This window comes from Psychrobacter sp. HD31 (genome assembly GCF_051097895.1).
GTDB lineage: Bacteria > Pseudomonadota > Gammaproteobacteria > Pseudomonadales > Moraxellaceae > Psychrobacter.
This window is the reverse complement of sequence record NZ_CP142525.1, coordinates 1,138,194-1,160,142: the sequence shown is the minus strand read 5'-3', so window position 1 is coordinate 1,160,142 and position 21,949 is coordinate 1,138,194. Positions and strand designations below refer to the sequence as shown.

Sequence of the window (21,949 nt, the reverse complement as noted above, 5' to 3'; positions counted from 1 at the left end):
TTATATTTGTGGTCTTACTTCCCCTCTATTTTTTATTAATTACTTACCACTTTAATCACATACCAGTGTTAATAGCTTATCGTCCTTACTTAAGGGTTGCCAACTCAGTTTATTTACTTCTAAACTGGTCAAATCCATCGTTTGGGTATAGTCAGCTCTCTTATTATTTTTGCAATCAATAATTTGTGGTATTTGTTTTGTGCTTAATCTACGTTCAAACAAGTATAGGTTGGCAAGTTTAATGTTTGGATGTTTACTATTTGTGGCAACGTTTGCTGTATCTAGTGCCATAAAACGGACAGTATAAGGTTTTAAATATGTCCAAGGGCGATACCAAGTGGATGTTTCTATCGACTTAATTACTTCAGTGCCTTTGGGTAGCTGTTGAGCTGTTTGTTTGTACCAATTATATTCTTGATGAATCTGAAAACCAAAAATGCCAATGGCCGCAAATAAAGGAATTATCCATTTTGGTAGATTTTTTTTAAACACAAGTTTGGCTAAATGGCGTATCACTAACGCAATGCCTGCAAGTGCAAATCCTGCCGATAGAGTTGCAATAAACTCATAAATCATAATACTTACTTCTTTATATTTTATTAAGCTAAAACCAATTAAGTATAACAGCTTATTGGTTGATTTAGTTGTATAGGGATTAATAATCTTTACAAAAAAACGCACCGATTTTTATCAGTGCGTTTTGTGCTGTGTTTACAATTTAGTGATTAATGGTCAACCGCACCACCTGCACCACGAGGGTAGCGTACACTCTCTACAAGATCTTGAATCTCTTGTGGCGGTGCTTTAGTAATGGCTGACACAATAAATGCAACAGTAAAGTTAATAATTGCGCCAATTGCACCAAATGATAGTGGTGAAATGCCCATGAACCAATACTCAGCGGTATCTGGGAAGTTAGCTGTACCAGCTACAAAGAACCAACCTTTAAACATAAAGATGTAAACAAGGGTGATAATTAGACCAGATAACATACCTGCAATTGCACCAAGATTGTTAACACGTTTTGAGAAAATACCCATCATCAATGCTGGGAACAATGATGCAGCAGCAATACCAAAGGCTAATGCAACAACCTGAGCGGCGAATCCTGGTGGGTTCATGCCTAAGTATGTTGCCACACAGATAGCAACTGCCATAGCAACACGTGCAGCTGTTAGCTCACCTTTATCACTAATATTTGGATTGATATGACCTTTAATTAAGTCATGACTAACTGCTGATGAGATTGCTAGTAATAAGCCAGCAGCAGTAGATAGCGCCGCAGCCAAACCACCCGCTGCAATCAAGCCAATAACCCAAGGTGGAAGCTGAGCAATTTCTGGGTTAGCAAGTACCAAGATGTCTTTGTTTACATCAAGTTCGTTACCTTTCCAACCTTGGTCAGTAAACTTAGCATCTTGTTTTGCTTGAGCCGCAGTTACAGCTTCAGTTGCCGCAGCAACGTCACCGCCATCAGCTTCTGCAGAATCAAGGGCGATTTGTGCTTTACCAAGTCCACCATCGCTATAAAGCTGGATGCGACCATCGCCGTTTAAGTCGTTATATTTTAACAGACCTGTTTTTTCCCAAGTTTTCATCCAATCAGGGCGTTGTTCATATTCTAACGCTGGTTGTTCTACACCTTGAGGGTAAATCGTGTCAATTAGGTTTAAACGAGCCATCGCACCAACTGCTGGTGCAGTAAAGTATAGTAGGGCAATAAAAACAAGCGCCCAACCAGCTGACCAACGTGCATCAGCAACTTTTGGTACCGTGAAGAAACGGATAATAACGTGTGGTAAACCTGCTGTACCAATCATCAGTGTTAAAGTAAATAACACCATGTTCAGTTTGTTTGGTACATCTGCTGTGTAAGATGCAAAGCCTAAGTCTTGTACTACTTGATCTAATTTAGAAAGTAAAGGCATGCCAGATTCAACTTCGTTAGAGAACAAGCCTAAACCAGGAATTGGGTTGCCAGTTAGTTCTAATGAAATGAATACCGCAGGTACTGTATACGCAATAATTAATACAACGTACTGAGCAACCTGTGTATAAGTAATACCTTTCATACCACCAAGTACAGCGTAGAAGAAAACCACACAAGCAGCAATAATCAAACCAGTGTTTTTATCAACTTCTAAGAAGCGAGAGAAAGCAACACCTGCGCCAGACATCTGCCCAATTACGTAAGTAGTTGAAGCCACAATCAAACAAACGACGGCAACCAATGCAGCTGTTTTAGAATAAAAACGGTCGCCAATAAAATCTGGTACTGTAAACTTACCAAATTTACGTAAGTAAGGTGCTAGTAGCATGGCTAGCAATACGTAGCCACCTGTCCAGCCCATTAAAAATGATGAAGCACCATAGCCACCCATTGCCAACAAACCAGCCATAGAAATAAATGATGCAGCACTCATCCAGTCTGCACCCGTTGCCATACCGTTCATTACTGGGTGAACACCACCGCCAGCAACATAAAATTCACTGGTAGAACCGGCACGTGCCCAAATTGCAATACCAAAATATAATGCAAATGACAAACCAACGAAGATAACGTTAATCATAAATTGACTCATAGTGTTACTCCTCGTCTAGGCCAAAGTCTTTATCTAGCTTGTTCATACGAAAAGCATAGAAAAAGATGACAATAATGAAAGAAATGATGGCGCCTTGTTGAGCAAACCAGAAACCTAGGTCTGTACCGCCAAATTGAATGCCAGCAACAAGCGGGCGTAAGATGATGCCAAATCCGAATGAGCAAATTGCCCATACAACCAAGCATAATAAAATCAGGCGTACGTTTGCTTTCCAGTAGCCTGATGAGTCTGGGGTATTTGGGTTGTTATCCATAACGGTAACTCCTTTTACAAATAATCCTAAAAAATATTGCCTATGTTAATCTTTTCATAAAAAGTGACTAACTCGGTCAAATTTTGCCCTTGTCTTCCTGACAAGTCACACACCTATATTTTTAAACTAATTCTTAACAAAAGTCCAATAAAAAAATAGTTTTTAGTAATTAATTATTTTTTTAAAATTTGTTTTTTTACATTTCTCTATTGATATCAAGCTGTTATAAAACAAAAAAAGTTCGCATGTTAATAACTTAATATGCGAACTTTTTAATCATATGATGGGTAAAGTTTTATTAGGCTTGTTTAGTACCAAATATTTTATCACCTGCATCACCCAAGCCCGGGATAATATAGCCGTTTTCATTTAAATGGCTGTCTAATGCGGCTGTGTAGATTTGTACATCTGGGTGCGCATCATTTACAGCTTTCACGCCTTCTGGTGCTGCCACTAGTACAATGGCTGTGATTTTTTTACAGCCATGTTTTTTTAACATGTCTATAGTAGCATTCATTGAGCCACCAGTTGCCAGCATTGGGTCAATTACCAATGCAGGGCGGATATCAATATCTCGTACAAATTTTTCAAAAAATGGTAGAGGTTCTAAGGTCTCTTCATCTCTTTGTAGACCAACGACTGATATTTTGGCAGTTGGTATCAAATCTAAAACACCATTTAGCATACCAAGCCCAGCACGCAAAATAGGAACAACAGTTACTGTTTTACCAGCAATGCGTTCAGCTTGTATTGGTTGATTGTCCCAACTTTGCATTGGGTAAGTTTCTACTTCAAAATCACGAGTGGCTTCATAGGCCATTAAACGACCCAGTTCGTCTGTTAAGGTGCGAAACTTGTATGTACTACAGTCTGCCTGTCTCATTAGGCTGATTTTATGGCGCACTAAAGGGTGATCGATGACGGTAACGTTCATATCTTTATCCTGATTATATAGTTTGTAAAATTGAATGGGAGTGAACTTTGAATTATTGTGTATAATAACAAAAAAAACAGGTTCTTTTTTTACAAAATCACGATAAATATCTCTTTTATGTCAATTTTATCTACCCAAAAAGTCGAGAATCATCCTTTTGAGCCTGTATTGCCTCAAAATGCAACAATTATGATGATGGGTAGCTTTCCACCTACGCAAGATAAATGGGCAATGCCATTTCATTATCCAAATTTTTATAATGATATGTGGCGTGTATATGGGCAAGTTTTTTTTCAAAACCAAGATCATTTTAGAGTTGGTTTAGAAAAACGCTTTGATTATGAGGCGATTATTGACTTTTTACATTACAAAGGCATTGCTTCTTGTCCCACAGTTCGTCAGGCGATTAGAGAAGAGGGCAATGCCTCTGATAAACATTTAACGGTTGTTAGCCCAGTTGATTTAGACAAAGTACTTCAGCAAGTACCTAAGGTAACGACTATTTTTACAACAGGCGGCAAAGCAACAGAAGTGTTACTCAGCCTGTTGAATGAAAAAAACCAACGTAAGATGCCAAAAACAAATCAAAGCATTGAGTATATATTTGAAGGGAAGCACCTAAACAAAACGTTTGATTTGGTGCGCTTGCCTTCTACCTCTCGTGCATATCCATTATCATTTGCCAAAAAAGTTGCTGCTTATCGTGCGTTTTTTAAGTCTGTTAATAAAGTGAGTTGAAATTAGTAATGAATTTAATCGGTAAAAATCAGCATAAAAATGCTTTATTAGCGGTACTTTGGAAAGCCACAAGACCAAGAACGTTTCCACTTGCTGCTGCCAGTATTATTTGTGGTAATGGGCTCGCATATCATGCATTGAATGGTTTTGATCTTACGCATTGGTGTATTTTTTTGTTAACTTTGTGGGTCGCACTTTGTTTGCAGATACTTTCTAATCTTGCAAATGACTATGGAGATGGTGTGAGTGGGGCGGATAATTTAAGAGATGCACAAAGTCCTGAAAGAATTACCGTTACGGGGCAGATTAATGCCAATGATTTAAAAAAAGTAATTTATTATTGGGGCGCTTTTACCTTTTTTTGTGGCGTATTGCTCATTTATTTAGGACTTGAAACATTAAATGAGTTTTTGGTGTTTTTATCATTGGGTATTTTGGCGATTATTGCCGCTTGTGCGTATACCATGGGTAAGCGACCTTATGGTTATAGAGCATTGGGTGAGGCATCGGTGTTAATGTTTTTTGGCTGGCTAGGTGTGCTAGGTAGCTGCTATCTACAATTACATTATCTTGAAGGCGGCATGATTTTACCGGCAACAGGATGTGGCTTACTGTCGGCAGGTGTGCTTTATGTTAACAATATGCGAGATATTGACAGCGATAAATTGGCTAAAAAAACAACCATTGCTGTATTGCTAGGCAAGCAAACCATGGCTTTGGGTTATTATGTGATTATATTGCTAGCCATGATGTGTTATTTTGCGTATGCAAGATTTAATAGTTTAGGCAGTTTATTGTGGCTATTAGTATTGCCCTTTATCTTAAAGCATCTTATTTTTGTGTATAACAACCGCAATAACCCACAACAACTAGGTACACAATTAAAAACTGTGGTTATGAGTACCTTGGCTGTTAATTTACTATTTGTTGTTGGGCTATTGCTGATATAAAGTAATAGACTAATCGTCACTTCTATAGTTTTTATTAGGATAAGGGCTATTTTTACTAAGATTTAAAGCCATTTCCATTCCACGTTCATCACCAAAATAAAAACAACCATCTGAGCCTTTATAAAAACGCATTGAATTACCATTAACATCTTTTACAACAAAATCTTTAATAAACTCATCCCAATGTTTTTTGATTTCGACTTCACTATAATCACTCTCCAGTGTTGGTTTTGTTATTAATGATAAGTCATCTAGCTGCTTTTGACTCAATTGCTGTAATAAATCGTTATGATCATCAATTAAATGATTGGCAATTCTTTTAATATCGTCAACGGTTAATCCGTCATCATCAATTTCAACAAAAAACATATTAATCTCCTAGCTATGTTTATATTTTGCTATATTATGTACTATCTACTTATGGAGATAGTCGGTTGGTATAAAATACCATACATAAACATTATAAGATAATGTGCATGTTTATATATAGACAGATACCAAAATCGAATGCAAAGCATTACAGAGGGAGGTTGCTTAAAGAGACTACTTAAGAGTATTCTAAAACCCCTTTCAAACCAGCCCCTTACAAGCAAATTTCACAAATCTTTAAAAAACCCCTTGCCAACCTAAAAAAACTGCGTATAATACGCCCTCACGCAAACGGGGCAGAGCTGACAAAGCGAAGTTTTGTAGCGTAAATTAAAGTGAAATTGAGTTAAGCTTAAAACAAAGAAAAGCGAAGCGAAAAAACTTTAAAAAGGCGTAAAAAAGTGTTGACACGAGAGATAAACACTATATAATATGCCTTCCCTGAGTCGCACAGCATACGTTGAAGACAAAGGGGGTAAAGATTAACCTGACGAAGGTAATCTAACTCATTAAAAACAAACTTAAAAAACAACTTGTGTGGATTTTTGCTAATTTAGAATGACTTTAAAAAGATAATCATTCGACGAAATTAGTAGAAATACTCAAAGTTAATTCATATACGAACATACTTAAGTAAATATGCTAGTAAAGTACGAATGAGCCAAGATTAGGGACCATCTTAAAAGGTCTCAACAAAGATTAAACTGAAGAGTTTGATCATGGCTCAGATTGAACGCTGGCGGCAGGCTTAACACATGCAAGTCGAGCGATGAAGGTCTAGCTTGCTAGACCCGATTAGCGGCGGACGGGTGAGTAATACTTAGGAATCTACCTAGTAGTGGGGGATAGCCCGGGGAAACTCGGATTAATACCGCATACGTCTTACGGGAGAAAGGGGGCACTTTGTGCTCTTGCTATTAGATGAGCCTAAGTCGGATTAGCTAGATGGTGGGGTAAAGGCCTACCATGGCGACGATCTGTAGCTGGTCTGAGAGGATGATCAGCCACACCGGAACTGAGACACGGTCCGGACTCCTACGGGAGGCAGCAGTGGGGAATATTGGACAATGGGGGCAACCCTGATCCAGCCATGCCGCGTGTGTGAAGAAGGCCTTTTGGTTGTAAAGCACTTTAAGCAGTGAGGAACAGCTATAGGTTAATACCCTATAGTCATGACGTTAACTGCAGAATAAGCACCGGCTAACTCTGTGCCAGCAGCCGCGGTAATACAGAGGGTGCGAGCGTTAATCGGAATTACTGGGCGTAAAGCGAGCGTAGGTGGTCTAATAAGTCAGATGTGAAATCCCCGGGCTTAACCTGGGAACTGCATCTGAAACTGTTAAACTAGAGTAGGTGAGAGGGAAGTAGAATTCCAGGTGTAGCGGTGAAATGCGTAGAGATCTGGAGGAATACCGATGGCGAAGGCAGCTTCCTGGCATCATACTGACACTGAGGTTCGAAAGCGTGGGTAGCAAACAGGATTAGATACCCTGGTAGTCCAGCCGTAAACGATGTCTACTAGTCGTTGGGTCTCATGAAGACTTAGTGACGCAGCTAACGCAATAAGTAGACCGCCTGGGGAGTACGGCCGCAAGGTTAAAACTCAAATGAATTGACGGGGGCCCGCACAAGCGGTGGAGCATGTGGTTTAATTCGATGCAACGCGAAGAACCTTACCTGGTCTTGACATACACAGAATCTTGTAGAGATACGAGAGTGCCTTCGGGAATTGTGATACAGGTGCTGCATGGCTGTCGTCAGCTCGTGTCGTGAGATGTTGGGTTAAGTCCCGCAACGAGCGCAACCCTTATCCTTAGTTGCCAGCACGTAATGGTGGGGACTCTAAGGAGACTGCCAGTGACAAACTGGAGGAAGGCGGGGACGACGTCAAGTCATCATGGCCCTTACGACCAGGGCTACACACGTGCTACAATGGTAGGTACAAAGGGAAGCTACACAGCGATGTGATGCCAATCTCAAAACGCCTATCTCAGTCCAGATTGAGTCTGCAACTCGACTCCATGAAGTCGGAATCGCTAGTAATCGTGGATCAGAATGCCACGGTGAATACGTTCCCGGGCCTTGTACACACCGCCCGTCACACCATGGGAGTTGATCTCACCAGAAGTGGGTAGCCTAACTTAGGAGGGCGCTCACCACGGTGGGGTTGATGACTGGGGTGAAGTCGTAACAAGGTAGCCGTAGGGGAACCTGCGGCTGGATCACCTCCTTAACGAAAGCATTCAATTGGCAAGAATTCACAACAAGTTGTTTTTTAAGAAGTAAGCTATAAGGGTCTATAGCTCAGCTGGTTAGAGCACCGTGTTGATAACGCGGGGGTCATAAGTTCAAGTCTTATTAGACCCACCATGGGGCCATAGCTCAGTTGGTAGAGCGCCTGCCTTGCACGCAGGAGGTCAGGAGTTCGACTCTCCTTGGCTCCACCATTAATTTACAGATATAAGTAATTTGGGAAGATTATTTATATCTGTGAAAGCAGAAGAACATGATGACTTGAAGAGAGCATCATAAACTATTTAACAACATAGAAATGAGTCTGGGTTAAACACACTGTTCCAACAAGAATGTGTTTAACCTGATAGTTAACGGAATGACATTGTAATGTTATCCCACCGTTAACTATCGAAAAGTAAAGAGAACTGAATCAAGCGCGTTATTTATTGGAAGATAGATAACAACACAAATGGTGATATCGTTAATTAAATTACCTATACATTGCAAACTATTTTGGATTGTATAGTCAAGTAATTAAGTGCACATGGTGGATGCCTTGGCAGTCAGAGGCGATGAAAGACGTGATAGCCTGCGATAAGCTTCGGGGAGGTGGCAATATCCTACGATCCGGAGATTTCTGAATGGGGAAACCCAACTAGCATAAGCTAGTTATCTCGTAAGAGAGGCAAACCGGGAGAAGTGAAACATCTCAGTACCCCGAGGAAAAGACATCAAATGAGATTCCCCAAGTAGCGGCGAGCGAACGGGGAGTAGCCGACGGACTTATAGATAGGAGAACAGCTTGGGAAGGCTGGCCATAGTGGGTGATAGCCCCGTATCCGAAATCTATTAGGAAGCATATTAAGTAGTGCGGGACACGAGAAATCCTGTATGAAGATGGGGGGACCATCCTCCAAGGCTAAATACTCCTGACTGACCGATAGTGAACCAGTACCGTGAGGGAAAGGCGAAAAGAACCCCTGTGAGGGGAGTGAAATAGAACCTGAAACCGTGTGCATACAAGCAGTCGGAGCGGACTTGTTCCGTGACGGCGTACCTTTTGTATAATGGGTCAGCGACTTATATTCTGTAGCGAGGTTAACCATTTAGGGGAGCCGTAGAGAAATCGAGTCTTAATAGGGCGAATAGTTGCAGGGTATAGACCCGAAACCGAGTGATCTATCCATGAGCAGGTTGAAAGTGCCGTAACAGGCATCGGAGGACCGAACCCACTGTCGTTGAAAAGCCAGGGGATGACTTGTGGATAGGGGTGAAAGGCTAATCAAACTCGGTGATAGCTGGTTCTCCCCGAAAGCTATTTAGGTAGCGCCTCGGACGAATACCATAGGGGGTAGAGCACTGTTTCGGCTAGGGGGTCATACCGACTTACCAAACCGATGCAAACTCCGAATACCTATGAGTACTATCCGGGAGACACACTGCGGGTGCTAACGTCCGTAGTGGAGAGGGAAACAACCCAGACCGCCAGCTAAGGCCCCAAATTCCTAGTTAAGTGGGAAACGATGTGGGAAGGCATAGACAGCTAGGAGGTTGGCTTAGAAGCAGCCACCCTTTAAAGAAAGCGTAATAGCTCACTAGTCGAGTCGGCCTGCGCGGAAGATGTAACGGGGCTCAAACTAGGAGCCGAAGCTGCGGATTTGAAATTTGTTTCAAGTGGTAGGGGAGCGTTGTGTAAGCCGATGAAGGTGTGTTGTAAGGCATGCTGGAGGTATCACAAGAGCGAATGCTGACGTGAGTAACGATAAAACGGGTGAAAAGCCCGTTCGCCGGAAGACCAAGGGTTCCAGTCCAACGTTAATCGGGGCTGGGTGAGTCGACCCCTAAGGCGAGGCCGAAAGGCGTAGTCGATGGGAAATAGGTTAATATTCCTATACTTGTTTGTGATGCGATGGAGGGACGGAGAAGGTTATATCAGCCTGGCGATGGTTGTCCAGGTGAAAGGATGTAGGTTTAGTGCTTAGGCAAATCCGGGCACTTATATACTGAGATCTGATAGCAAGCTAGTTTACTAGCGAAGTGGTAGATACCATGCTTCCAGGAAAAGCTTCTAAGCGATAGTCACAAACGAATCGTACCCGAAACCGACACAGGTGGTCAGGTAGAGAATACCAAGGCGCTTGAGAGAACTCTGCTGAAGGAACTAGGCAAAATGGTACCGTAACTTCGGGAGAAGGTACGCTGCCGACGGTGATTGGACTTGCTCCATGAGCTGTTGGCAGTCGCAGATACCAGGTGGCTGCAACTGTTTATTAAAAACACAGCACTCTGCAAACACGAAAGTGGACGTATAGGGTGTGATGCCTGCCCGGTGCTGGAAGGTTAATTGATGATGTTAGCGTAAGCGAAGCATTTGATCGAAGCCCCAGTAAACGGCGGCCGTAACTATAACGGTCCTAAGGTAGCGAAATTCCTTGTCGGGTAAGTTCCGACCTGCACGAATGGCATAATGATGGCCACGCTGTCTCCAGCAGAGGCTCAGTGAAATCGAAATCGCAGTGAAGATGCTGTGTACCCGCGGCTAGACGGAAAGACCCCGTGAACCTTTACTACAGCTTTACATTGAACTTTGACCTAACCTGTGCAGGATAGGTGGGAGGCTATGAAGCGTGATCGCCAGATTGCGTGGAGCCATCCTTGAAATACCACCCTGGTTATGTTGAGGTTCTAACTTAGGCATTCACAGTGCTGAGGACAATGTATGGTGGGTAGTTTGACTGGGGCGGTCTCCTCCTAAAGAGTAACGGAGGAGTACGAAGGTGCGCTCAGAACGGTCGGAAATCGTTCAAAGAGTATAAAGGCAAAAGCGCGCTTAACTGCGAGAGTCACAACTCGAGCAGGTACGAAAGTAGGTCTTAGTGATCCGGTGGTTCTGTATGGAAGGGCCATCGCTCAACGGATAAAAGGTACTCTGGGGATAACAGGCTGATACCGCCCAAGAGTTCATATCGACGGCGGTGTTTGGCACCTCGATGTCGGCTCATCTCATCCTGGGGCTGAAGCAGGTCCCAAGGGTATGGCTGTTCGCCATTTAAAGAGGTACGCGAGCTGGGTTTAGAACGTCGTGAGACAGTTCGGTCCCTATCTACCGTGGGCGTTGGAAATTTGAGAGGATCTGCTCCTAGTACGAGAGGACCAGAGTGGACGAACCTCTGGTGTTTCGGTTGTGACGCCAGTCGCATTGCCGAGTAGCTACGTTCGGATGGGATAACCGCTGAAAGCATCTAAGCGGGAAGCCCACCTCAAGATTAGATTTCCCTTAAGAGCCGTTCAAGACTAGGACGTTGATAGGTCAGGTGTGGAAGCATAGCGATATGTGTAGCTAACTGATACTAATTGCTCGTTTGGCTTGACTATACAATACCAAAATGGTTTATATAGTTAATATAATTTCGATATCATCATAAGCTTGATATCAGATAATAATCTTGAAAGTCGAAAGACATATATAAAACTCATTTCTACTAGCAACCTAGTCGGTTGCTGTTGTTAAAACCCCTTCGCTGACGATAATAGCAAGATGGAACCACCTGATCCCTTCCCGAACTCAGAAGTGAAACGTCTTCGCGCCAATGGTAGTGTGGTTCGCCCATGTGAGAGTAGGTCATCGTCAGCTCCTTATTCGTAACCCAACCGGTTACTCCAAAACCGCCCCGCTCACTGAGTGGGGCGGTTTTTTATTGGTTGGTTTGGAGTTTGTTGTAGATTAGATGGTAGTATTATTCTATCTATAATGAATATTATATAAAAAAAGGCGTAAAAAAGTGTTGACACTGGGGTGTTGGTTCTCGACTCCTCGATACCAACCTACTGAGTTTATATATTGTCAGTGATTGACATCAATGCTAGGATAGCAAGATAATAAATTGTTAGTGCTATTAAGAAATAATCAAAAAATAGGAAATAAAATTGAGCAAATTGGAATATGAACTACTTTGCGTAGATAATATAGGAAAGTGTGTTGTCAAAGCAGAACAAGAGCTTTGTTACGCCTTAATGTCGAATTCCTCTTTGTTTGAGAATCCAAGACTCAAGCATGATAATACTCAAATTGAAGATCGAGACCAAGGTCTAAATATCCAAATAGCAAAGGTCGATCCAGATGATGAAGTTAAAGATCAAATAGGGACAGGATTCATTGTTAGAATATCTGCACAATTACAGTTTCTAGAGCCCTTTAGATTAAAAATCTTATCGCATCTTAAGGAGCTAAAGTTTGAGCACATATATGTGCTTACGGATGAAGCGTCTTCGAATATTGCGAATGATATTTACCCTGAAATCAATAAAGTTGAAAATTCCTTGCGCAGATATCTAATTAAGTTTCTTGTAACAAAACTTGGTCCGAACTGGTGGTCTTTGACAGCTGATTCAGAAATGAAAAAGAAAGTTATTAACAGGAAGAATAACGAGACAAATTTTTCATCTAAAGCTGATAGTAAGGCTTACTTAATCGATTTTGGAGAGTTAGGTAAAATCGTCTACTCTCAATCTTCTGGTTTTATTTCAAGAGATGACATCTATACCAAGGTCATGGAAATGGAGGAAACTCAAGAAGCAATCGCTGCCTTAAAAATTGAACTTCAATCTAACTACAATAAATTTTTTAAAGAGTCGTTTAAAGATCAGAACTTCCAGCAAAAATGGGAGCAGTTAGAGAAAATTAGACATAAGGTAGCTCATAACAGCCTTTTTGTTGAAAAAGATCGAATTACTGCAAAAGAGCTAACAGAAGATCTTGAAAAAATAATTAAAGATGCTGAAGAGAAAATTGCTGCAGTTCAATTTTCGTCTGATGACAGAGATGCAATAAGAGATGTAATTGCAAGTGAGTCTTCTCTGAAAGCAATTTCAAAGTCAGAGATGCTATCTAAACTTAGGGCTAGCAAAAGATTTACGGATGAAAACGGATACGAATTTATGGGTCTTAAGTCATTTGTCGTCAATTATCTAGGGCCCATGGGTTATGATTTCAAGTCAAGCTATGATCTCATCGATCAGTTAGAGCAAGAGGGCTATTTGGAAATATACGAGCATCATGGTGAGGGACATGAGCGTTCCGTTAAAGCAATAGACTTTAAGAGCAATCTTAATCAGCAAAATAGGGCTTTCTCTGATTTGAAAAATATGATTGAAACGGAGAGTGAGAGCTAACAAGTGAATGTTGTAGGACTGATATTCTGCTGCGCAATAAACCAGCTGTAAGTGAGGGCGTTAAATTTCTACATTAGAAGTCGAAAACATTTATAGTAGGAAGAAAAAATAAATAATAAAGGTTGGAAACTAAAGACACATATATAAAGTCAAATAACCACCCATTGGCTAGCAAACAAACTTCCATCAAAACCCCCTTTCAAACCAGCCCCTTACAAACAAATTTCACAAATCTTTAAAAACCCCTTGCCAACCTAAAAAAACTGCGTATAATACGCCCTCACGCAAACGGGGCAGAGCTGACAAAGCGAAGTTTTGTAGCGTAAATTAAAGTGAAATTGAGTTAAGCTTAAAACAAAGAAAAGCGAAGCGAAAAAACTTTAAAAAGGCGTAAAAAAGTGTTGACACGAGAGATAAACACTATATAATATGCCTTCCCTGAGTCGCACAGCATACGTTGAAGACAAAGGGGGTAAAGATTAACCTGACGAAGGTAATCTAACTCATTAAAAACAAACTTAAAAAACAACTTGTGTGGATTTTTGCTAATTTAGAATGACTTTAAAAAGATAATCATTCGACGAAATTAGTAGAAATACCAAAGTTAATTCATATACGAACATACTTAAGTAAATATGCTAGTAAAGTACGAATGAGCCAAGATTAGGGACCATCTTAAAAGGTCTCAACAAAGATTAAACTGAAGAGTTTGATCATGGCTCAGATTGAACGCTGGCGGCAGGCTTAACACATGCAAGTCGAGCGATGAAGGTCTAGCTTGCTAGACCCGATTAGCGGCGGACGGGTGAGTAATACTTAGGAATCTACCTAGTAGTGGGGGATAGCCCGGGGAAACTCGGATTAATACCGCATACGTCTTACGGGAGAAAGGGGGCACTTTGTGCTCTTGCTATTAGATGAGCCTAAGTCGGATTAGCTAGATGGTGGGGTAAAGGCCTACCATGGCGACGATCTGTAGCTGGTCTGAGAGGATGATCAGCCACACCGGAACTGAGACACGGTCCGGACTCCTACGGGAGGCAGCAGTGGGGAATATTGGACAATGGGGGCAACCCTGATCCAGCCATGCCGCGTGTGTGAAGAAGGCCTTTTGGTTGTAAAGCACTTTAAGCAGTGAGGAACAGCTATAGGTTAATACCCTATAGTCATGACGTTAACTGCAGAATAAGCACCGGCTAACTCTGTGCCAGCAGCCGCGGTAATACAGAGGGTGCGAGCGTTAATCGGAATTACTGGGCGTAAAGCGAGCGTAGGTGGTCTAATAAGTCAGATGTGAAATCCCCGGGCTTAACCTGGGAACTGCATCTGAAACTGTTAAACTAGAGTAGGTGAGAGGGAAGTAGAATTCCAGGTGTAGCGGTGAAATGCGTAGAGATCTGGAGGAATACCGATGGCGAAGGCAGCTTCCTGGCATCATACTGACACTGAGGTTCGAAAGCGTGGGTAGCAAACAGGATTAGATACCCTGGTAGTCCACGCCGTAAACGATGTCTACTAGTCGTTGGGTCTCATGAAGACTTAGTGACGCAGCTAACGCAATAAGTAGACCGCCTGGGGAGTACGGCCGCAAGGTTAAAACTCAAATGAATTGACGGGGGCCCGCACAAGCGGTGGAGCATGTGGTTTAATTCGATGCAACGCGAAGAACCTTACCTGGTCTTGACATACACAGAATCTTGTAGAGATACGAGAGTGCCTTCGGGAATTGTGATACAGGTGCTGCATGGCTGTCGTCAGCTCGTGTCGTGAGATGTTGGGTTAAGTCCCGCAACGAGCGCAACCCTTATCCTTAGTTGCCAGCACGTAATGGTGGGGACTCTAAGGAGACTGCCAGTGACAAACTGGAGGAAGGCGGGGACGACGTCAAGTCATCATGGCCCTTACGACCAGGGCTACACACGTGCTACAATGGTAGGTACAAAGGGAAGCTACACAGCGATGTGATGCCAATCTCAAAACGCCTATCTCAGTCCAGATTGGAGTCTGCAACTCGACTCCATGAAGTCGGAATCGCTAGTAATCGTGGATCAGAATGCCACGGTGAATACGTTCCCGGGCCTTGTACACACCGCCCGTCACACCATGGGAGTTGATCTCACCAGAAGTGGGTAGCCTAACTTAGGAGGGCGCTCACCACGGTGGGGTTGATGACTGGGGTGAAGTCGTAACAAGGTAGCCGTAGGGGAACCTGCGGCTGGATCACCTCCTTAACGAAAGCATTCAATTGGCAAGAATTCACAACAAGTTGTTTTTTAAGAAGTAAGCTATAAGGGTCTATAGCTCAGCTGGTTAGAGCACCGTGTTGATAACGCGGGGGTCATAAGTTCAAGTCTTATTAGACCCACCATGGGGCCATAGCTCAGTTGGTAGAGCGCCTGCCTTGCACGCAGGAGGTCAGGAGTTCGACTCTCCTTGGCTCCACCATTAATTTACAGATATAAGTAATTTGGGAAGATTATTTATATCTGTGAAAGCAGAAAGAACATGATGACTTGAAGAGAGCATCATAAACTATTTAACAACATAGAAATGAGTCTGGGTTAAACACACTGTTCCAACAAGAATGTGTTTAACCTGATAGTTAACGGAATGACATTGTAATGTTATCCCACCGTTAACTATCGAAAAGTAAAGAGAACTGAATCAAGCGCGTTATTTATTGGAAGATAGATAACAACACAAATGGTGATATCGTTAATTAAATTACCTATACATTGCAAACTATTTTGGATTGTATAGTCAAGTAATTAAGTGCACATGGTGGATGCCTTGGCAGTCAGAGGCGATGAAAGACGTGATAGCCTGCGATAAGCTTCGGGGAGGTGGCAATATCCTACGATCCGGAGATTTCTGAATGGGGAAACCCAACTAGCATAAGCTAGTTATCTCGTAAGAGAGGCAAACCGGGAGAAGTGAAACATCTCAGTACCCCGAGGAAAAGACATCAAATGAGATTCCCCAAGTAGCGGCGAGCGAACGGGGAGTAGCCGACGGACTTATAGATAGGAGAACAGCTTGGGAAGGCTGGCCATAGTGGGTGATAGCCCCGTATCCGAAATCTATTAGGAAGCATATTAAGTAGTGCGGGACACGAGAAATCCTGTATGAAGATGGGGGGACCATCCTCCAAGGCTAAATACTCCTGACTGACCGATAGTGAACCAGTACCGTGAGGGAAAGGCGAAAAGAACCCCTGTGAGGGGAGTGAAATAGAACCTGAAACCGTGTGCATACAAGCAGTCGGAGCGGACTTGTTCCGTGACGGCGTACCTTTTGTATAATGGGTCAGCGACTTATATTCTGTAGCGAGGTTAACCATTTAGGGGAGCCGTAGAGAAATCGAGTCTTAATAGGGCGAATAGTTGCAGGGTATAGACCCGAAACCGAGTGATCTATCCATGAGCAGGTTGAAAGTGCCGTAACAGGCATCGGAGGACCGAACCCACTGTCGTTGAAAAGCCAGGGGATGACTTGTGGATAGGGGTGAAAGGCTAATCAAACTCGGTGATAGCTGGTTCTCCCCGAAAGCTATTTAGGTAGCGCCTCGGACGAATACCATAGGGGGTAGAGCACTGTTTCGGCTAGGGGGTCATACCGACTTACCAAACCGATGCAAACTCCGAATACCTATGAGTACTATCCGGGAGACACACTGCGGGTGCTAACGTCCGTAGTGGAGAGGGAAACAACCCAGACCGCCAGCTAAGGCCCCAAATTCCTAGTTAAGTGGGAAACGATGTGGGAAGGCATAGACAGCTAGGAGGTTGGCTTAGAAGCAGCCACCCTTTAAAGAAAGCGTAATAGCTCACTAGTCGAGTCGGCCTGCGCGGAAGATGTAACGGGGCTCAAACTAGGAGCCGAAGCTGCGGATTTGAAATTTGTTTCAAGTGGTAGGGGAGCGTTGTGTAAGCCGATGAAGGTGTGTTGTAAGGCATGCTGGAGGTATCACAAGAGCGAATGCTGACGTGAGTAACGATAAAACGGGTGAAAAGCCCGTTCGCCGGAAGACCAAGGGTTCCAGTCCAACGTTAATCGGGGCTGGGTGAGTCGACCCCTAAGGCGAGGCCGAAAGGCGTAGTCGATGGGAAATAGGTTAATATTCCTATACTTGTTTGTGATGCGATGGAGGGACGGAGAAGGTTATATCAGCCTGGCGATGGTTGTCCAGGTGAAAGGATGTAGGTTTAGTGCTTAGGCAAATCCGGGCACTTATATACTGAGATCTGATAGCAAGCTAGTTTACTAGCGAAGTGGTAGATACCATGCTTCCAGGAAAAGCTTCTAAGCGATAGTCACAAACGAATCGTACCCGAAACCGACACAGGTGGTCAGGTAGAGAATACCAAGGCGCTTGAGAGAACTCTGCTGAAGGAACTAGGCAAAATGGTACCGTAACTTCGGGAGAAGGTACGCTGCCGACGGTGATTGGACTTGCTCCATGAGCTGTTGGCAGTCGCAGATACCAGGTGGCTGCAACTGTTTATTAAAAACACAGCACTCTGCAAACACGAAAGTGGACGTATAGGGTGTGATGCCTGCCCGGTGCTGGAAGGTTAATTGATGATGTTAGCGTAAGCGAAGCATTTGATCGAAGCCCCAGTAAACGGCGGCCGTAACTATAACGGTCCTAAGGTAGCGAAATTCCTTGTCGGGTAAGTTCCGACCTGCACGAATGGCATAATGATGGCCACGCTGTCTCCAGCAGAGGCTCAGTGAAATCGAAATCGCAGTGAAGATGCTGTGTACCCGCGGCTAGACGGAAAGACCCCGTGAACCTTTACTACAGCTTTACATTGAACTTTGACCTAACCTGTGCAGGATAGGTGGGAGGCTATGAAGCGTGATCGCCAGATTGCGTGGAGCCATCCTTGAAATACCACCCTGGTTATGTTGAGGTTCTAACTTAGGCATTCACAGTGCTGAGGACAATGTATGGTGGGTAGTTTGACTGGGGCGGTCTCCTCCTAAAGAGTAACGGAGGAGTACGAAGGTGCGCTCAGAACGGTCGGAAATCGTTCAAAGAGTATAAAGGCAAAAGCGCGCTTAACTGCGAGAGTCACAACTCGAGCAGGTACGAAAGTAGGTCTTAGTGATCCGGTGGTTCTGTATGGAAGGGCCATCGCTCAACGGATAAAAGGTACTCTGGGGATAACAGGCTGATACCGCCCAAGAGTTCATATCGACGGCGGTGTTTGGCACCTCGATGTCGGCTCATCTCATCCTGGGGCTGAAGCAGGTCCCAAGGGTATGGCTGTTCGCCATTTAAAGAGGTACGCGAGCTGGGTTTAGAACGTCGTGAGACAGTTCGGTCCCTATCTACCGTGGGCGTTGGAAATTTGAGAGGATCTGCTCCTAGTACGAGAGGACCAGAGTGGACGAACCTCTGGTGTTTCGGTTGTGACGCCAGTCGCATTGCCGAGTAGCTACGTTCGGATGGGATAACCGCTGAAAGCATCTAAGCGGGAAGCCCACCTCAAGATTAGATTTCCCTTAAGAGCCGTTCAAGACTAGGACGTTGATAGGTCAGGTGTGGAAGCATAGCGATATGTGTAGCTAACTGATACTAATTGCTCGTTTGGCTTGACTATACAATACCAAAATGGTTTATATAGTTAATATAATTTCGATATCATCATAAGCTTGATATCAGATAATAATCTTGAAAGTCGAAAGACATATATAAAACTCATTTCTACTAGCAACCTAGTCGGTTGCTGTTGTTAAAACCCCTTCGCTGACGATAATAGCAAGATGGAACCACCTGATCCCTTCCCGAACTCAGAAGTGAAACGTCTTCGCGCCAATGGTAGTGTGGTTCGCCCATGTGAGAGTAGGTCATCGTCAGCTCCTTATTCGTAACCCAACCGGTTACTCCAAAACCGCCCCGCTCACTGAGTGGGGCGGTTTTTTATTGGTTGGTTTGGAGTTTGTTGTAGATTAGATGGTAGTATTGTAAGTGTTGAATTATAATTCGATATCAATCTTTTTACTTGTTTACTTAAGGAGTCAGTAATGAAATTATTAACTTCCATTATGTTATTTTTTGTCTGTACACATGTCTTTGCTACAGTAAATTATGATTGTAATTTTGATTCATTTTCAAATGGTAAAACTTTAGATGAAGAGGATCTCAAACTTACTTTCTTGTTAGATGATATCTCCGGAAAAGCATATATTATTGGTAATAATGGGAGTAAGGAAGTGGCTTATATATTTAATGATGAAGCGAGAACATTCATAGAAATAACAGATACTGGTAATGTGATGACAACTACAATCACTTCAAAACTTGAAGCAGTACATTCGCGAAACTCTGTGATATTTGGTAAGCTAATCCCATCTCAGTATTATGGAAGTTGTATCTCGAAATAATAATTTAATCAATTTGATGAATTTCATATTAATTCTCATAAAATTTATATCGAAAATCTTATACATGAGCTTGGAAAATTGCGGTTATCAATGCGTAAATTAACAACAGGTGGTGTTAGCTAGACAGGAGCGCAACTCGACCATGGACCAACACTATGAACAAAAACACCTCACACCTTTTTAGTTTGGATTTATATGCTGGCAACTGGCGTTGGTGGTTTGCACTGATAGCCTATATATTTTCTATCATCTTGCTTTTGTTTGGTATTAATCACCATATTAGCATGTGGTTAATGTTGCTACTGCCAATACTCTTGTTATGGTTACTTACTCGTCAGTCTCCAAATAAAAAAATAAACACCCAAACTATTATGCAAGATGTTGGTTTGGCGTGGGGTAACTCCTTTAAAACCATCATCTATACGTTGTTAGCTGTTATCGTTTTTACTGGGCTGGTGTATCTGTTTGAACAGCAAGATAAAAATGCCGAAGAAGCCAGTAAGATGGTCATGCAAAGTTTAGGCTTTGGTAAACATTATGGCAAAGATCTTATGCTGCTTCTTTCCATTGGTATATTTGCCCCTTTAAATGAGGAATTGCTATTTCGTGGGTTAATCTTCCGTAGCCTTTTTAATAGTTTGTTTAAACAAAAACGCATACTAAACAACACAAGCATCCAAACAAAAAAATGGTTTGCATTTGTGCTTGCCATGTTGGTATCAGTATTTTTATTTGCCAGTGCACATGGTGGTGGTGGGCAAGATGTTCAAATGATGATGTTGATGCTCATGGGCGTTTTAGCATGCTGGTTGTATGCGGTGACAGGCGCTCTTATTGCGCCTATTATGTTCCATAGCATCAATAATGCGATTGCCTTATGGCAAAGTAAAGTAGCAGGACATATGGCTTTTTCACAAGGGATTATTTCGCTTGATTTAGTAATCTTGTTACTGCCTTTGTTAACACTATGTATTGTGATGGTTATGAGATGGTTGGTTAGCTTGCTTAGTAATAAACTGTTTAACTTATAATGCTATCCGCAGTTTTAGGCGGACTAATACACTCAATTATTTTGTAAAGTTAAACAGTTTATTCATTATCTTTTTAGCTTCTTTATCTACTACTTTGATAATCTTTTGTAAATAAACTTCTTTTGATACTCTTTTGGCGTTAGCTCAGTCGCTCGCTTAAACAAACGGCTAAATGAGGATAAATCATCATAGCCCACTTGATGTGCCAAGGATTTAATAGTGACTTCTCCTGATTCTAGCAATCGCTTGGCGTGTTCGATGCGTATTGCTTGAATATACTCAATTGGTCTCATATCCACACATGCTTGAAAACGTCTGTTTAAGGTTCTCGTAGTGACGTTGACCATATCTGCTAATTGAGCAACACTTAATGGCTGTGTAAAATTATCTTCGATGTAGTTTTGCACGGTTTTTACCAAACTATCTGAGTGTGGTTTATAGAGCTTAATGTTGTTATAGCTGTTTTGATTGCCGCGTCTGCCATCAATTACTTGGGTTTTTGCCACCTGTGTAGAAATTTCTCGCCCACAATAACGCTCTATTAACAATAAAGACAAGTCATAAAAAGCACTGCCGCCTGCTGCACAAAAAATATTATCCGCTTGTGTGACAAACTGATTTTCTTGCAAATTAACCTTGGGGTAATCTTGTTTAAATTTATTGGCATATCCCCAATGGGTGGTGGCTACCCGTCCATCTAATACGCCTGCTTTTGCCAAAAAAAACGCACCACTACAGTTGCTTGCAATGTCTGCATTGGTTTGCGCCAGTCGCTGTAAATGCGGTATTAGTACTTTATTGTTTGCCAGCACTTTATCAACCGAGTCGCCAATGGTCGGAATCAATAACAAATCACAATTTTCTATGCTTGCAATATCACAATGCGGTTGTAGCATAAGGCGATTACTACAACGGATGCTTGCACCGTTTAAGCTAGCAATTTGCACATCAAACCTTGGCTCTACCGACTTTCCTAAAAACCGTTGCCAGCTAACACCGGTAAATGAAAATATATCCAACGCACCGGTTAACGCACTGCCAAGCACGCCATCAAATCCGACAATAATCACTTTTAAACGACGATATAACGGCATTGGTGCTTCCTTTTTATTCCTTTTTGAGATGAATTTAGCGGTAGAAAATAAGACAATTTTTAGAAAAAATAGCAAACTCAGTGTATCAAGGATTTATTAAAATGTCACTTATAGCCATAATAAAGTCATAAATGACAATTGGGCATGGCAAAAAAATAAGCTACTATCATTGGACTT

At 42.5% G+C, this 21,949-nt stretch carries 11 protein-coding genes, 4 tRNA genes and 6 rRNA genes; 15 read left to right on the top strand and 6 right to left on the bottom strand.

What is annotated here, in order from left to right; all coding sequences use genetic code 11:
* Positions 1 to 51 precede the first annotated feature (51 nt).
* The 4 genes from VH441_RS05020 to upp all read right to left on the bottom strand — a co-directional run bounded on the left by VH441_RS05020 (position 52) and on the right by upp (position 3,790).
* On the bottom strand, positions 52 to 576 hold the full coding sequence (locus tag VH441_RS05020; protein ID WP_434352578.1) for a hypothetical protein: 525 nt from the start codon (positions 574 to 576) through the stop codon (positions 52 to 54).
* Positions 577 to 725: 149 nt separating this feature from the next.
* Positions 726 to 2,582, bottom strand: coding sequence for a sodium:solute symporter family protein (locus tag VH441_RS05015; RefSeq protein WP_434352577.1), 1,857 nt, complete (start codon positions 2,580 to 2,582; stop codon positions 726 to 728).
* Positions 2,583 to 2,586: 4 nt separating this feature from the next.
* Positions 2,587 to 2,856 (bottom strand): DUF4212 domain-containing protein, encoded by a 270-nt coding sequence (locus VH441_RS05010; RefSeq protein ID WP_434352576.1) that lies wholly within the window; start codon positions 2,854 to 2,856, stop codon positions 2,587 to 2,589.
* 298 nt (positions 2,857 to 3,154) lie between these two features.
* Positions 3,155 to 3,790, bottom strand: coding sequence for a uracil phosphoribosyltransferase (gene upp, locus VH441_RS05005; protein WP_434352575.1), 636 nt, complete (start codon positions 3,788 to 3,790; stop codon positions 3,155 to 3,157).
* Between the two features lie 117 nt (positions 3,791 to 3,907).
* On the opposite strand from upp, the gene VH441_RS05000 reads away from it, so the two are divergent.
* Positions 3,908 to 4,528, top strand: coding sequence for a DNA glycosylase (locus tag VH441_RS05000; RefSeq protein ID WP_434352574.1), 621 nt, complete (start codon positions 3,908 to 3,910; stop codon positions 4,526 to 4,528).
* An 8-nt stretch (positions 4,529 to 4,536) separates the two neighbouring features.
* Positions 4,537 to 5,478 (top strand): 1,4-dihydroxy-2-naphthoate octaprenyltransferase, encoded by a 942-nt coding sequence (gene menA / locus VH441_RS04995; protein ID WP_434352573.1) that lies wholly within the window; start codon positions 4,537 to 4,539, stop codon positions 5,476 to 5,478.
* A 9-nt stretch (positions 5,479 to 5,487) separates the two neighbouring features.
* Here menA and VH441_RS04990 read toward each other — a convergent pair whose 3' ends face one another.
* Positions 5,488 to 5,847: a hypothetical protein gene (locus VH441_RS04990; protein WP_434352572.1), complete on the bottom strand. Its 360-nt coding sequence runs from the start codon at positions 5,845 to 5,847 to the stop codon at positions 5,488 to 5,490.
* 701 nt (positions 5,848 to 6,548) lie between these two features.
* Here VH441_RS04990 and VH441_RS04985 point away from each other — a divergent pair.
* The 13 genes from VH441_RS04985 (at position 6,549) to VH441_RS04925 (ending at position 20,678) form a co-directional block, all read left to right on the top strand.
* A 16S ribosomal RNA gene (locus tag VH441_RS04985) occupies positions 6,549 to 8,080 on the top strand.
* A 60-nt stretch (positions 8,081 to 8,140) separates the two neighbouring features.
* A tRNA-Ile gene (locus VH441_RS04980) sits at positions 8,141 to 8,217 on the top strand.
* A gap of 1 nt (position 8,218) precedes the next feature.
* Positions 8,219 to 8,294: transfer RNA gene (locus VH441_RS04975), tRNA-Ala, on the top strand.
* A 312-nt stretch (positions 8,295 to 8,606) separates the two neighbouring features.
* Positions 8,607 to 11,457 (top strand): 23S ribosomal RNA (locus VH441_RS04970).
* Between the two features lie 145 nt (positions 11,458 to 11,602).
* Positions 11,603 to 11,716, top strand: a 5S ribosomal RNA gene (gene rrf / locus VH441_RS04965).
* Together the 16S, 23S and 5S rRNA genes with 2 tRNA genes alongside form the textbook arrangement of a ribosomal RNA operon.
* A gap of 293 nt (positions 11,717 to 12,009) precedes the next feature.
* The gene (locus VH441_RS04960) at positions 12,010 to 13,254 is read left to right on the top strand and encodes a hypothetical protein (RefSeq protein WP_434352571.1); all 1,245 of its coding nucleotides are present in this window, start codon (positions 12,010 to 12,012) and stop codon (positions 13,252 to 13,254) included.
* Positions 13,255 to 13,951: 697 nt separating this feature from the next.
* Positions 13,952 to 15,485: ribosomal RNA gene (locus tag VH441_RS04955) — 16S ribosomal RNA — on the top strand.
* Positions 15,486 to 15,545: 60 nt separating this feature from the next.
* Positions 15,546 to 15,622, top strand: a tRNA-Ile gene (locus VH441_RS04950).
* 1 nt (position 15,623) lies between these two features.
* Positions 15,624 to 15,699: transfer RNA gene (locus VH441_RS04945), tRNA-Ala, on the top strand.
* A 313-nt stretch (positions 15,700 to 16,012) separates the two neighbouring features.
* Positions 16,013 to 18,863, top strand: a 23S ribosomal RNA gene (locus VH441_RS04940).
* A gap of 145 nt (positions 18,864 to 19,008) precedes the next feature.
* Positions 19,009 to 19,122: ribosomal RNA gene (gene rrf / locus VH441_RS04935) — 5S ribosomal RNA — on the top strand.
* Between the two features lie 165 nt (positions 19,123 to 19,287).
* Positions 19,288 to 19,647 (top strand): hypothetical protein, encoded by a 360-nt coding sequence (locus tag VH441_RS04930; protein WP_434352570.1) that lies wholly within the window; start codon positions 19,288 to 19,290, stop codon positions 19,645 to 19,647.
* Between the two features lie 155 nt (positions 19,648 to 19,802).
* Positions 19,803 to 20,678, top strand: coding sequence for a lysostaphin resistance A-like protein (locus tag VH441_RS04925; RefSeq protein ID WP_434352569.1), 876 nt, complete (start codon positions 19,803 to 19,805; stop codon positions 20,676 to 20,678).
* An 89-nt stretch (positions 20,679 to 20,767) separates the two neighbouring features.
* Here VH441_RS04925 and VH441_RS04920 read toward each other — a convergent pair whose 3' ends face one another.
* The gene (locus VH441_RS04920; RefSeq protein ID WP_434352568.1) at positions 20,768 to 21,772 is read right to left on the bottom strand and encodes a GlxA family transcriptional regulator; all 1,005 of its coding nucleotides are present in this window, start codon (positions 21,770 to 21,772) and stop codon (positions 20,768 to 20,770) included.
* Positions 21,773 to 21,949 lie beyond the last annotated feature (177 nt).